General features: G+C 69.3%; 1 protein-coding gene and 1 pseudogene. Both read right to left on the bottom strand.

Features of this window, described 5'->3' with window-relative positions:
* Window positions 1-8087, bottom strand: a pseudogene (locus FB600_RS36520) (amino acid adenylation domain-containing protein); the annotation flags it as partial.
* A 27-nt stretch (window positions 8088-8114) separates the two neighbouring features.
* On the bottom strand, window positions 8115-15536 hold a 7422-nt coding region (locus FB600_RS36515), incomplete at its 5' end, for a non-ribosomal peptide synthetase (RefSeq protein ID WP_145758271.1).

The following is a 15536-nucleotide window of genomic DNA, read 5'->3' as shown; positions in this document are numbered from 1 at the left end:
CGGGAATCGGGTTGCACGCCGAGAGCGATGAGCTCGTGCGCGAGCTGGTTGGCGCGGGCGTTGAGCTGGGCATAGCTGAGGGTTTGCTCCTCGAAGACGAGGGCGACGGCGTCGGGCGTGCGCTCGACCTGCTGCTCGAATTGCTGGTGTAGGCAGACGTCCTCGGGATACGGTGTGCTGGTGGCGTTCCAGTCATGCAGCAAGGCGCGCTCTTCGGGCGGCAGGATGTCCAGCTGCCGGACCGGCATCGCCGGCGTTCGGTCCAGCGCGGTCGCGAGACTGTCCAGCGCCTGGGCGAAGTAGGCGGCGACGCGATCGACGTCGAGCGAGTCGACCACCTGGACGGTCATGCCCAGCGAGCTGCCGAAATCCTCCACGGCAAGCGTGAGCGGATAGTTGGTTCGCTCCTGCGCATGCAGGAATTCGAATCCGGCATCGACGTTTTCCGGTTCGGCCGCGATCACGTTGTGGCGATAGTTCAGCAGCGAGCTGAACAGCGGCGAGCCGGGAGCGATGCCGCTGCATTGCTGGGCCAGCGCGAGCGAGGCGTGCTCGTGGTCGATCAGGCCGGCCAGCAGCGTATGCATGCGACGGGCTGCCTGCTCCACCTGGGTGTCGTCCAGGTCCATGCGCAGGGGCAGGGTGTTGATGAACAGGCCCATGGCCTGGTCGGTGCCCGCGCCGCCCTGCATCCGGCCGAACAGCACGGTGCCGAACACGACGCGGTCCTGCCCGCTGGCGCGGGCGAGCACCTGCGCCCAGGCCAGGTGGCACAGGCTCGCCAGGCTCACGCCCAGGCGCCGCGCCTGCGCGCGCAACTGGTCGTTCAGTGCCTGCGGCAGCATGCGCTGCGATTCCCTGACCTGCGAGCCGTCGAGATGCACCTCGGTGAGGCCGAAGGGCAGCGTGGGCTCCTCGACATCGCCCAGCATGGCGCGGAAGAAAGCTTCGTGCTCCTGCTGGCTCCTGCCCAGGCGGGCCTGCGCGATCGCGTTGCGGAACGGCTGGGCCGGCGGCAGTTGCGCGGCCTGGCCAGCGAGTATGGCCTGTACCTCGCGATGCAGGATCTCCATGGTGGAGTGATCGCCGATCACGTGATGCAGCAGTTCGACCAGCAGCCAGCGGCCCTGCTCGTCGCGGGCGGTGGCGAAGCGCAGCAGCGGGGCCTGGCCCAGGTCGATGCGATGCTCGCGCGGGTCGAAGCGCCGGGCCAGTTGCTCGGCGACAGGCCCGTCGGCGGGGTCCAGGCTCAGCTCGGCGAGCGTGAGCGGCGCGTCGCGCCACACCACCTGTGCCGGACGGGACAGGCCCTCCCAGACGAAGGCCGTGCGCAGCACGTCGTGGCGAGCCACCACCTGTTGCACGGCATCGAGGTAGCGATCCAGATGCTCGCGCGAAGCGAAGGCCGCCTGCTGGATCACCAGGTAGGGGTCGCCGCGGGTGGCCAGCAGATGGTGGAAGAGAATGCCGTCCTGCAGCGGGGACAGCGCGTAGATATCCTGGATGGCGCTCACGCCGCCGGGCACCTGCTGGACCAGATGGTCGATCTCGGGCTGGGTGAGGCTGATGAGCGGCAACAGCTCGGGCGTGATCGCGCGGGTGTCGGGCGTGATCCGGTTGGCCGGGATCTCGATCTCCCGGGCCCGGTTGCTGCGCTGCTGATCCAGGCGTTGGGCCAGTACGCTCAGCACGGGCGTCTGGAACAGATCCCGAATCGCCAGTTCCAGGCCCTTCTGGCGGAGCTTGACGATCATTCGCACGGCCATCAGCGAGAAGCCGCCCAGCACGAAGAAGCTGTCGTGACGGCCGATGCGTTCGATGCCGAGCAGCTCGGCCCAGACCGCGGCGAGCGTGCATTCGGTCTCCCCCTCGGGGGCCTCGTAGGCCCGGGACGCGGGCGCGGGTTGCTCCAGCGGCAGCGCGCAGCGGTCGAGTTTGCCGTTGTGGGTCAGCGGCAGGGCGTCGAGCCGCACGAAGGCGGCAGGCACCATGTAGTCGGGCAGCCGGGCGGCGAGCTGCTCGCGCAGCACGTCGATCAACTGCTCGTCGGGCTCGGCCACCACGTAGGCGACCAGGCGCGGGTCCGCGGCTTCGTCGCGCATCAGCACCACGGCTTCGCGGACAGCGGGATGCGCGAGCAGATGCGCCTCGATCCGTGCCGGCTCGACGCGAACACCGCGAATTGCGAGTTGTTGATCGAGGCGGCCGAGGAGTACGAGATTGCCGTCGGGCAGGTAGCGGGCGAGATCGCCGCTGCGGTACATGCGGGCGTTGACGCGGCCGGCGAACGGATCGTCGAGGAAACGCTCGGCGCTGAGTTCGGGGCGGTTCAGGTAGGCGCGCGCGACGCCGTCGCCGCCCACATACAGTTCGCCCACGGCACCCAGCGGCACGGGCTGGCGATGCGCGTCGAGCAGGTAGAGCTTGCGGCCCGCGATGGGACGCCCGATCGGGTTGCCGCCCCGTCGCGCGTCCCGCGGCTCGAGGGCGTGATGCGTCGCGTGCACGGTGGTCTCGGCGGCACCGTACATGTTGATCAGCCGGGGCAGGGCCTCGTCGTGCTCGGCATGCCAGCGCGGCAGGACGGCGGCGTCGAGCGCGTCCCTGCCGAGGAACACGTAGCGCAGGCGGTCGCGTAGCGGGCTCTGCCCGGCCGCGGCGGCCAACGCGGTGAAGGCGCCGGGGGATTGACCGAGCACGGTCACGCCATGCCGGCAGATCAGTCGATGGAGGGCCTCGGGCGTGCCCGCGACCTGATGCGAGGCGATGACCAGTCTTGCGCCGCCGCACAATGCGCCCCAGGTTTCCCAGACCGAGAGGTCCGACGCCGGTGAGTGGAACAGGCACCAGACGTCCTCGGCATCGAGGCGATACGGGGCCGCGGCGGCTTCGAGCAAGCTCGCCACCTGTCGGTGCTCGACCATGACGCCCTTGGGCTTGCCGGTGGAGCCGGAGGTGTAGATCACATAGGCGAGGTGTTGCGAGGCGAGGCCGGGCACGACCGGGTTGGTCGCCGGGCGCTCGGGCGGCAGCGCGCTCGGGTCGAGCAGACGACGCCCGCCGAGCGCGGCCTCGCCGAGGGCGGCGCGACCGGCGGCATCGGCGAGCACGATGGCCGGATCGGCATCGGCGAGGATCTGGGCCGGATGCTCGCCGGGATAGGCGGGGTCGAGCGGGACATAGGCGCCACCGGCCTTGAGGACGGCGAGCAGGCCGACGACCAGGGCGGGAGATCGCTCGACGCAGACGGCCACGCGGGAATCGGGCTGCACGCCGAGGGCGATGAGCTCGTGCGCGAGCTGGTTGGCGCGGGCGTTGAGCTGGGCATAGCTGAGGGTTTGCTCCTCGAACACGAGGGCGACGGCGTCGGGCGTGCGCTCGACCTGCTGCTCGAACGACTGGTGAATGCAATGCTGCTCGGGATAGTCCGCCTGCGTCGCATTTCCATTGCCCAGCAGCAGCTCGCGCTCCTCGGGCGGCAGGATGTCGACATGATCGAGCGCCTGCGTCTCGTCCCGGGCCATCGCCCGCAGCATGGCCTCCAGGTAAGCGAGATGCCGTTCGATCGTGGCGCGCTCGAACAATGCCGTCGAATAACCGAGCACACCGGCGATCGCCTCGCCGTTCTCCTCCAGCGCCAGTTCCAGGTCGAACTTGACGGTGTCGTAGGACAGCGGCAGCGGGCTCACATCGAGGTCCGGCAGTTGCAGGGAAGCCGACGAAGCCTGCCGGGTCTGCCAACTGAACATCACCTGGAACAGCGGCGTGTGATTCAGGTTGCGGGACGGGTTGACGATCTCGACGACCTGCTCGAAGGGCAGGTCCTGGTGGTCCTGCGCGGCAAGCGCCGCCTGGCGCACGCGCGCGAGCAGGGCGGCGGCGTCGGGCGTGCCGGACAGATCGAGGCGCAGCGCCAGCGTGTTGACGAAGAAGCCGATCAGCGGCTCGACTTCCTGGCGATTGCGATTCGCGCTGGGGGTGCCGATCACGATGTCCTGCTGGCCCGACAGCCGCGCGAGCACGGCGGCCCAGGCGGCCATCACGGTCATGAACAGCGTCACGCCATGCGCTTGCGACAGGCGGCGCAGCGCCGCGGTGAGCCCGGCATCCAGTTGCAGCGGTGCATGAGCGCCGGCAAACGACTGCTGCGCGGGACGGGGATGGTCGGTGGGCAGGTCGAGCCGGACCGGCGCATCGGCGAGCGTGTCGCGCCAATACTCGCCTTGGGCCTGCAGGCGCTCGCCCGACAGCAGTTGTCGATGCCAGGCCGCGTAGTCGGGGTACTGGACCGCCAGCGGCGCGAGCGGATCGGGCCGGCCATCCAGGCAGGCCCGATAGAGCGCCTGCAGTTCGCTGAACAGGACGTCGAAGGACCAGCCGTCCGAGACGATGTGATGCTGGGTCAGCAGGAACGCATGCTCGTCCTCGCTCAGTCGGACCAGGCGAGCGCGGATCAGCGGGCCGTGCTCCAGGTCGAAGGGCGTGTGAGCTTCCTGGGCACTGATGGCCTGCAACAGCTGCTGCGCGTCGGGTGCATCGCGAAGATCGTGATGCGTCACGGGCAAGGCGGTGCCGACCGGCAGCAGTCGCACCTGCGGCTGGCCCTGGACCGCGACGAATACCGAGCGCAGCGCCTCGTGACGATCGAGAAGCGTGTCGAGTGCGCGCTGCCATGCTGCCGTGTCGAGCCGGCCTTGCAGGCGCAGCGCCAGCGGGATGTGATAGGTGGCGCTGACGCCATCGAGCTGGGCGAGGAACCACAGCCGCTGCTGGGCGAAGGACAGCGGCAACTCGCCGTCGCGCGAAATCGGCGTGATGGGCGGCAGCGCGGCGGCGCCCTGCTCCAGCCGGTCGTCAATGATCGCAGCCAGGCCGGCGAGCGTGGGCGAGGCGAACAGGCTGGCGAGAGGCAGCTCGGTGCCGAGCGCGGCGATGCGGCTGATCAGCCGCACGGCGAGCAGGGAATGCCCGCCGAGCGAGAAGAAACCATCGTGGCGGCCGACGCGCTCGACGCCGAGCAGCTCGGCCCAGATTTCGGCGAGCGCGGACTCGATCTCGCCCTGGGGCGCTTCATAGGCCTGACGGGCGAGCGCGGACGAATCCGGCACGGGCAGCGCGCGTCGGTCGAGCTTGCCGTTGGGCGTCAGCGGCAGGGCGTCGAGGCTCACATAGGCGGCCGGCACCATGTAGGCCGGCATGGTGGCGAGCAGGTGCGTGTGCAGCGCCTCGACGTCGAGGGGCGCGTCGAGGCCATCCTCGGGCACGCAGTAGGCGACCACGCGCTTGTTGCCGGGCTGGTCCTCGCGCGCGATGACCACGGCGCTGCGGATCTCGGGCCGAGCCATGATCCGGGCCTCGATTTCGCCGAGCTCGATGCGAAAGCCCCGGATCTTGACCTGGAAGTCGTTGCGGCCGATGAACTCCAGATTGCCGTCGGGCCGATAGCGCACGAGATCGCCGGTGCGGTACAGGCGAGCACCGGCCTGGGCGGCGTAGGGGTCGTCGACGAAGCGCTCGGCGCTGAGTTCGGGCCGGTTCAGGTAGCCGCGCACCACGCCGGCTCCGCCGATATACAGCTCGCCCGGCGCGCCGATCGGAACCGGCTCGCCGTGTTCGTCGAGAACGTAGAAGCGGGTGTTCGAGATCGGCCGGCCGATCGGGACGTTCTCGCCCGGCTCGACGCGGTCGACCTCGTACCAGCTGGCGAAGGTCACGGTTTCGGTGGGGCCGTAGACATGCAGCAGGTGCCGCGGCTTGCCGCGCCGCAGCACCTGGGCGACGCATTGCGGATCCACCGCTTCGCCGCCGAACATCAGGTAATGCAGTTCGCTGAAGGCATCGACCGGCTCGCGCGCGATCTGGTTGAACAACGCGGTGGTCAGGAACAGGGCGGTGACCTTGCTCTGCTTGAGCTTCGCGGCCAGCGCGGCAGGCGAGAGCAGGGTTTCCTGCCGGATCACCTCGATGCGCGCGCCGTTCAGCAACGGGGCCCAGATCTCGAAGGTGGCCGCGTCGAAGGACGTGTTGGAGGCGAGCGCGAAGGCGGCGTCCGGCTGCACCTGGAAGTAATTGGTGTCGCGCACCAGCCTGACCACGCCGTGGTGCGGGACCATCACGCCCTTCGGCGTGCCGGTCGAGCCCGAGGTATAGACCACATAGGCGAGGTGCCGCGCGGTGAGGCCCTGCGCTGCCGCGTCGGGGCTGGTGGCGTCGAGGCCGTGCCAGGCGGCGTCGGGATCGTCGAGCAGCACCACCGGGATGGCGGCGCTGCCGGCGATCGAAGCCTCCAGGCGGCGTTGTGTCAGCAGCGCGACTGGTTCGCTGTCCTCGAGCATGAACTGCAGGCGCTCGGCGGGATAAGCGGGGTCCAGCGGCACGTAGGCGCCGCCGGCCTTGAGGATGGCGAGCGCGCCGACCACCAGGTCGAGGCTGCGTTCGACGCACAAGGCGACTCGGACGTCGGGACCCACGCCGAGATCGAGCAGGTGATGGGCAAGCCGGTTGGCCCGGGTATTGAGTGCAGCATAGGTGAGCGTGTCGTGGTCGAACGCCACCGCGATCGCATCGGGCGTGTCGAGCGCCTGCGCCTCGAACAGCGAGGCGATGCAGCGTTCCCGCGGGAACACCGTATCGGTGTCGTTCCATCGATACAGCAACTGGTCGCGCTCGGCCTCGGCGAGCAGCGGCAGCCGGTGCACGGATCGCGCGTCGTCCCGCGTCATGGCGAGCAGCAGCGCTCCCAGGTAGGCGACATGCCGTTCCATGGTGGCCGGATCGTACAGCGCCGTCGCGTAGCTGAGCGCGCCGGCGATCTCCTCGCCGTTCTCCTCGAGCGACAGCTCCAGGTCGAACTTGGCCGAATCATAGGCCAGCGGCAGCGGTGTGACGTCCACGCCCGGCAGCGGCAGCGACTGCCCTTGTCGGGACTGCCAGGCGAACATCGCCTGGAACAGCGGCGTATATCCCAGGCTGCGGGGCGGGTTGACGATCTCGACGACCTGCTCGAAGGGCAGGTCCTGGTGATCCTGCGCGGCCAAGGCGGCCTGGCGCACGCGCGCGAGCAGGGTGGCGGTGTCGGGCGCGCCGGACAGATCCAGGCGCAGCGCCAGCGTGTTGACGAAGAAGCCGATCAGCGGCGCGATTTCGCGGCGGTTGCGGTTCGCGCTGGGGGTGCCGATCACCAGGTCCTGCTGGCCCGACAGCCTCGCGAGCACGATGGCCCAGGCGGCCATCACGGTCATGAACAGCGTCACGCCATGGGTTTGCGCCAGGCGCCTGAGCGCCTGCGTGAGCTCGGCGTCGAAGCGCACCGGCACGTGAGCGCCGGCGAACGACTGCTGCGCGGGACGAGGCCGATCGGTGGGCAGCTCGAGCAGGACCGGCGCATCGGCGAGCGTGCCGCGCCAGTAGTCGACCTGGGCCTGCAGGCGTTCGCCCGTGAGCCACTGGCGTTGCCAGGCGGCATAGTCGGGGTATTGAATGGCCAGCGGCGCGAGCGGATCGGGCAAGCCATCGAGATAAGCGCCATAGAGCGCCTGCAATTCGCGCAGCAGGACCTCGAAGGACCAGCCGTCGGCCACGATGTGATGCTGGGTCAGCAGGAACGCGTGTTCGTCCTCGGCCAGGCGGACCAGGCAGCCGCGGATCAGCGGGCCGCGTTCGAGATCGAAGGGGGCATGGGCCTCCTGCGTGCCGATGCGCTGCAACTGCTGCTGCGCGTCGGGTACGTCACGCAGATCGTGATGCGTGACGGGCAGGGCGGTGCCCACCGGAAGCAGCCGCACCTGCGGCTGGCCGCCGATCGCCACGAAGGTCGAGCGCAGCGCCTCGTGACGATCGAGCAGGGTGTCGAGCGCGCGCTGCCATGCCGCCGCGTCGAGCCGGCCTCGCAGGCGCAGCGCCAGCGGGATGTGGTAGGTGGCACTGACACCATCGAGCTGGGCCAGGAACCACAGCCGCTGCTGGGCGAACGACAGCGGCAGCTCGGCTTGCCGATCGCTTCGGGCGCGCAGCTCGGGTTCGACCGGCTCGGGCTGGCGGGTAGTGCGTTGCTGAAGAATCTTGAGCAGGGCTTCGCGTTTGAGCCGATTGGAGTTATCCGTCAGATTATTCATTTAGGTACCCGCCGATAAAATCTTCAGTAAGTCGTCGTCGGACAGCGAGCCGAGTTCCTGTTCCAGATCCTCGATGTCTCCGTCCGCGTATTGAGCGATCTGCAAGGAGATCAAGGCGTCCGCCAGTTGCGCGAGCAGGGGTTGCTGGTACAGCGTCGCCAGGTGGAATTTCACGCCGAAGGCCTTGCGCAGTTCCTCGATCAGGCGCACGGCGAGCAGCGAGTGGCCGCCGAGCGCGAAGAAGCTGTCGTGGCGGCCGACGCGTTCCACTTCCAGCAGCTCGGCCCAGATCGCGGCCAGCGCGCATTCGGTCTCGCCCTCGGGCGCCTCGTAGGCCTGGCTGGCCAGCGCGGCCTGGTCCGGCGCCGGCAGCGCGCGGCTGTCGAGCTTGCCATTGGGCGTCAGGGGCAGCGCGTCGAGCCGCACGAAGGCAGCGGGCACCATGTAGTCGGGCAGTTGCGCCGCGAGGTGATCGCGCAACGCGCCGGCCAGCAGCGGGTCGTGCCCGGCCACCACGTAGGCGACCAGGCGCTTGTCGGCCGCCTCGCCGAGCGCGAGCACCACCGCCTCGCGCACGGCCGGATGCGCGGCCAGGCGCGCCTCGATTTCGCCGAGCTCGATGCGGAAGCCGCGGATCTTGACCTGGTGATCGTTGCGGCCGAGGAACACCAGGCTGCCGTCGGGCAGGTAGCGCGCGAGGTCGCCGGTGCGATACATGCGGGCATCGGCCTGCCCGACGAAGGGATCGTCGAGGAAACGCTCGGCATTGAGTTCGGGGCGGTTGAGATAGCCGCGCGCGACGCCGTCGCCGCCGACATGCAGCTCGCCGACCGCGCCCAGCGGCACCGGCTGGCGATGCGCGTCGAGCAGGTAGAGCCTCAGGTCGGGAATCGGCCGCCCGATCGGGCTGCCGCCCTGCTGGGCGTCGCTCGGGCCGAGCGCGCGATAGGTGACGTGCACGGTGGTCTCGGTGATGCCGTACATATTGACCAGTTGGGGCGGGTTCGCGTCGCGCCCGGCGTACCAGCTCTGCAGGATGCTGGGTTCGAGCGCCTCGCCGCCGAATACCACGTAGCGCAGCCGGTCCGGCAAGGGGTTCTGCCGTGCGGCGGCGATGAAGGTCTTGAAGGCGCTGGGGGTCTGGTTGAGCACGGTGACGCCATGCCGGCAGACCAGACGATGGAAGGCTTCGGGCGAGCGCGCGACCGGGTGCGGCACGATGAGCAGGGTGCCGCCGTGGCGCAATGCCCCCCAGATTTCCCAGACCGAGAAGTCGAAGGCGAACGAGTGGAACAGGCACCAGACGTCCCGCTCGTCGAAGCGATACCAGTGCGCGGTGGCGTCGAACAGGCGTTCCACCTGGCGATGCTCGACCATCACGCCCTTGGGCTTGCCGGTGGAGCCGGAGGTGTAGATCACATAGGCGAGGTGATGCGAAGCGAGGCCGGGCACGCTCGGGTTGCCTGCCGGGCGCTCGGGCAGCGCATTGGGGTCGAGCACATGACGCCCGGCCAGCGCGGCCTCGCCGAGGGCGGCACGACCGGCGGCATCGGCCAGCACGATGGCGGGGTCGGCATCGGCGAGGATGTGGGCCAGCCGCTCGCCGGGATATACCGGGTCGAGCGGCACATAGGCGCCGCCGGCCTTGAGGATGGCGAGCAGGCCGACGACGATCGCCGGCGATCGCTCCACGCTGAGGGCGATGCGCGTGTCGGGCCGCACGCCGAGCGCGATCAGCTCGTGCGCGAGCCGGTTGGCCCGGGCGTTGAGCTGAGCATAGCTGAGCGTTTGCTCCTCGAAGACGAGCGCGACGGCATCGGGCGTGCGCTCGGCCTGCCGCTCGAACTGCTGGTGCGAACACCGATCCGACGCAAAGCGCCGCGCCGCTTCGTTCCAGTTGTTCAGCAACAGCGCGCGTTCCTCGGGCGGCAGGATCTCCAGTTGCCGGACCGGCAGCGCCGGCGTCTCGTCGAGCGCGTCGGCCAGGCTCGCCAGGGCTTGCGCGAGGTAGGCGTTCACGCGCGCGGCATCGAGCGTGTCGACCACCTGGGCGGTCAGGCCCAGGCTGTCGCCGAAGTCCTCCACCGAGAGGGTGAGGGGGTAGTTGGTGCGTTCCTCGGCATGGAGGAACTCGATGCCGGAATCGGCGTTTTCCTGATCGACGGCCACCACGTTGTGACGGTAGTTCAGCAGCGCGCTGAACAGCGGCGAGCCGGCGGGCACGCCGCTGCATTGCTGCGCGAGCGCGAGCGAGGCGTGTTCGTGGTCGATCAGGCTGGCCAGCAACGTATGCGTGTGGCGCACCGCCTGCTCCACGCCGGTCTCGCCCAGGTCCATGCGCAGGGGCAGGGTGTTGATGAACAGGCCCATGGCCTGGTCGGCGCCCGCGCCGCCCTGCATGCGTCCGAACATGACGGTGCCGAACACGGCGCGATCCTGTCCGCTGGCGCGGGCGAGCACCTGTGCCCAGGCCAGGTGGCACAGGCTCGCCAGGCTCACGCCCAGGCGCCGTGCCTGCATGCGCAGGCGGTCGTTCAGCGCCTGCGGCAGCATGCGATGGGCTTCGATGACGCGCGAGCCGTCGAGATGCACCTCGGTGAGACCGAACGGCAAGGTGGGTTCCTCGACATCGGCCAGCATGGCGCGGAAGAACGTTTCGTGCTCCTGCCGACTCACGCCGAGGTGCGCCTGCGCGACGAGGTTGCGGAACGGTTGCGGCGACGGCAACTGTGCCGTGCGTTGCGCCAGGATGGCCTGCACCTCGCGATGCAGGATTTCCGTGGTGGAGTGATCGCCGATCAGGTGATGCAGCAGCTCGATCAGCAGCCAGCGGCCCTGCTCGTCCGGGGCGGCGGCGAAGCGCAGCAGCGGGGCCTGGCCCAGGTCGATGCGGTGCTCGCGCGGATCGAAGTGCCGGGCCAGTTGCTCGGCGACGGGGCCGTCGACGGGGTCGAACGCCAGCTCGGTGAGGATCAGCGGCGCTTCGCGCAACACGACTTGCGCGGGACGAGACAGGCCTTCCCAGAAGAAGGCGGTGCGCAGGATGTCGTGTCGGGCGATCACCTGCTGCACGGCATCGAGATAGCGATCCAGGTGCTCGCGCGAGGCGAAGGCGACCTGGCGAATCAGCAGGTAGGGGTCGCCGCGGGTGGCGAGCAGGTGATGGAAGAGGATGCCGTCCTGCAGCGGGGAGAGCGCGTAGATGTCCTGGATGGCGCTCACGCCACCCGGCACCTGCTGGACCAGATGATCGATCTCGGGCTGGGTGAGGCTGACGAGGGGCAACAGCTCGGGCGTGATCGCCTGGGTCTCGCGGGTGATCAGGTTGTCGGGTACCTGGATTTCGCGGGATTGTCCGCGCTGCTGTTCCAGGCGCCGGGCGAGCGCGCTCAGGTCGGAGGTCTGGAACAGGTCGCGAACAGCCAGTCCCAGCCCTCGCTGGCGCAGTTGTTCGGTCAGCCGGACGGCGAGCAGGGAATGCCCGCCGAGCGCGAAGAAACTGTCGTGGCGGCCGACACGCTCGACACCGAGCAACTCGGCCCAGATCTCGGCAAGCGCACATTCGATCTCGCCTTGGGGCGCTTCATAAGCCTGACGCGCGAGCGCGGACGAATCGGGCGCGGGCAGCGCGCGGCGATCGAGCTTGCCGTTGGGGCTGAGCGGCAGGGCGTCGAGCCGCACGAAGGCGGTGGGCACCATGTAGTCGGGCAGTTGCGCGGCGAGGTGGTCGCGGATCGCGCCGATCAACTGCTCGTCGTGCTTGGCCACCACATAGGCGACCAAACGCTTGTCGGCGCCGTCGCCGATCGCGAGCACGACCGCCTCGCGCACGGCGGGATATTCCGCGAGCCGCGCCTCGATCTCGCCGAGCTCGATTCGGAAGCCGCGGATCTTGACCTGGAAGTCATTGCGGCCGAGGTATTCGATATTGCCGTCGGGCAGGTAGCGGGCGAGATCGCCGGTGCGATACATGCGCGCTTCGACATCACTGGCGAAGGGATCGCGCACGAAGCGCTCGGCGGTGAGTTCGGGGCGGTTGAGATAGCCGCGCGCGACGCCCACGCCGCCGATGCAGAGTTCGCCGGGCACGCCCAGCGGCACCAGCCGGCCGTGCGCGTCGAGCAGATGAATCCGCGCATGAGGAATCGGCTTGCCCAAGGGCACCGGCGCATCGTGGTAAGTCTCCAGTTCCGGCGACAGCACATGCCAGCCGGCCACGTCGCTGCATTCGGTCGGGCCGTAGCTGTTGACGAACACCGGCCGGGGCGCGGCGATGCCGGCGAGCTTGGCCGCCTGGATCGGTTCGCCGCCGAGCACGACGCGGCGCAGGCGAGCGAGGTCGTGGCCGGTATCGGCGTCGATCAGCGCATGGAAGGCGCTCGGCGACAGGTTGAGGTGATCGATGCCCTCGCCGCGGATCTGCGCCAGGATCGAGGCCGGCTCGAAGCGCGGCCTGGCCAGATGCAGGCTGCCGCCCACCATCAGCGAGCCGAGCAGGTTCTTCTGCGTCAGGTCGAAGTTGTGCGAGGTGACGATCAACACCGTGTCCTCGGCCCCGAGCCCGACCTCTCCGAGATACCAGCTCATCAGATTGGCGAGGCCGCGATGCTCGACCATGACGCCCTTGGGCGTGCCGGTGGAGCCGGAGGTGTAGATCACATAGGCGAGGTGCCGCGACGTCAAACCCGGCACGACCGGGTTCGTCGCGGGGCGATCGTGCAGCGCATTCGGGTCGAGCTGGCGACGTCCTGCCAGCGCGGCCTCGCCGAGGGCGGCACGGCCGGCGGCATCGACGAGCACGATGTCGGGATCGGCATCGGCGAGGATATGGGCCAGTCGCTCGCCGGGATAGGCGGGGTCGAGGGGGACGTAGGCGCCGCCGGCCTTGAGAACGGCGAGCAGGCCGACGACCATCGCGATCGAACGCTCGACGCAGAGGGCGACGCGCGAATCGGGCCGCACGCCGAGCGCGATCAGCTCGTGCGCAAGCTGGTTGGCCTGGGCGTTGAGCTGGGCATAGCTGAGGGTTTGCTCCTCGAAGACGAGCGCGGCGGCGTCGGGCGTGCGCTCGGCCTGCCGTTCGATATGCCGATGAACGCAAGACGCCTCGGCTGGCGTGTCGCGGCCGGGATTCCAGGCGTCGAGCAATAGCGCGCGTTCCTCGGGCGGCAGGATTTCCAGTTGCCGGACCGGTAGCGCCGGCGTCCGGTCGAGGGCCTCGGCCAGGCTTTCCAGCGCCTGGACGAGGTAGTTCCCGACGCGTTCGGCATCGAGCCTGTCCACCACCTGGGTGGTCACGCCCAGGGCATTGCCGAAGTCCTCCACGGCGAGCGTGAGCGGATAGTTGGTGCGTTCCTCTCCATGCAGGAAGTCGATCCCCGACTCGGCGTTTTCCTGCTCGACGGCCACCACGTTGTGGCGGTAGTTCAGCAGCGCGCTGAACAGCGGCGAGCCGGCGGGCACGCCGCTGCATCGCTGGGCCAGCGCGAGCGAGGCGTGTTCGTGGTCGAGCAGGCTGGCCAGCAGCGCGTGCGTGTCGTGCACCGCCTGCTCCACGCCGGTGTCGTCGAGATCCACGCGCAGGGGCAGGGTGTTGATGAACAGGCCCATCGCCTGGTCGGCGCCCGCGCCGCCCTGCATCCGGCCGAACAGCACGGTGCCGAACACGACGCGATCCTGCCCGCTGGCGCGGGCGAGCACCTGCGCCCAGGCCAGGTGGCACAGGCTCGCCAGGCTTACGCCCAGGCGCCGTGCCTGGGCGCGCAACCGGTCGTTCAGTGCCTGCGGCAGCATGCGCTGGGCTTCGATGACGCGCGAGCCGTCGAGATGCACCTCGGTAAGGCCGAATGGCAAGGTGGGTTCCTCGACATCGGCCAGCATGGCGCGGAAGAAAGCTTCGTGCTCCTGCTGGCTGACGCCGAGATGCGCCTGTGCCACCAGATGGCGAAACGGCTGCGGGGGAGACAACTGGTCGGCGCGTCCGGCCAGGATGGCTTGCACCTCGCGGTGCAGGATCTCCATGGTGGAGTGATCGCCGATCAGGTGATGCAGCAGCTCGACCAGCAGCCAGCGGCCCTGTTCGTCCCGGGCGGCGGCGAAGCGCAACAGCGGGGCCTGGCCCAGGTCGATGCGATGCTCGCGCGGATCGAAGCGTCGGGCCAGTTGCTCGGCCACAGGCCCGTCGGCGGGATCGAGGCTCAATTCGGTGAACGCGAGCGGCGCGTCGCGCCATACCACCTGTGCCGGACGGGACAGGCCTTCCCAGACGAAGGCGGTGCGCAGCACGTCGTGACGCGCGATCACCAGCTGCACGGCATCGAGGTAACGATCCAGGTGCTCGCGCGAGGCGAAGGCCACCTGGAGGATCAACAGGTAGGGGTCGCCGCGCGTGGCGAGCAGGTGGTGGAAGAGGATGCCGTCCTGCAGCGGGGAGAGCGCGTAGATGTCCTGGATGGCGCTCACTCCACCCGGCACCTGCTGGACCAGATGGTCGATCTCGGGCTGGGTGAGGCTGATGAGCGGCAGCAGCTCGGGGGTGATCGCCTCGGTATCGCGCGTGATCAGGTTGTCGGGCACCTGGATTTCGCGGGATTGCCCGCGCTGCTGTTCCAGGCGCTGGGCGAGCGCGCTCAGGACCGGCGCCTGGAACAGGTCGCGCACGGCCAGGCTCAAGCCTCGCTGGCGCAGTCGTTCGGTCAACTGCACGGCGAGCAGGGAATGCCCGCCGAGCGCGAAGAAGCTGTCGTGGCGACCGACGCGCTCGATATCGAGCAAGGTGGCCCAGATTTCGGCGAGCGCGGATTCGATCTCGCCTTGCGGCGCTTCGTAGGCCTGCCTGAACAACGCGGACTGGTCCGGCGCGGGCAGCGCGCGACGATCGAGCTTGCCATTGGGCGTCAGCGGCAGGGCGTCGAGCCGCACGAAGGCGGTGGGCACCATGTAGTCGGGCAGTTGCGCGGCGAGGTGATCGCGGATCGCGCCGATCAGTTGCTCGTCGTGCTCGGCCACGACATAGGCGACCAGGCGCTTGTCGGTACCTTCGCCGAGTGCGAGCACGACTGCCTCGCGCACCGCGGGATGCGCGGCCAGCCGGGCCTCGATCTCGCCGAGTTCGATCCGGAAGCCACGGATCTTGACCTGGTGATCGTTACGGCCGAGGAAGACGATATTGCCGTCGGGCAGGTAGCGGGCGAGGTCGCCGCTGCGATACATGCGAGCGCCTGGGCGCGGGTCGAACGGGTCGTCGAGGAAGCGCTCGGCGGTGAGCTCGGGGCGATTGAGATAGCCGCGCGCGAGGCCGTCGCCGCCGATATGGAGTTCACCAACGGCGCCCAGCGGCACGGGCTGCCCGTGCGCGTCGAGCAGGTAGATGCGGGTGTTGGCGATGGGCTTGCCGATCGGGATCGTCTCGCCGGTGAAGCC

The organism is Burkholderia sp. SJZ089 (assembly GCF_007828315.1).
Lineage (GTDB): Bacteria > Pseudomonadota > Gammaproteobacteria > Burkholderiales > Burkholderiaceae > Burkholderia > Burkholderia gladioli.
Note: the sequence above shows the minus strand (reverse complement) of the source record. Positions and strands in the feature narration are given on the sequence as shown.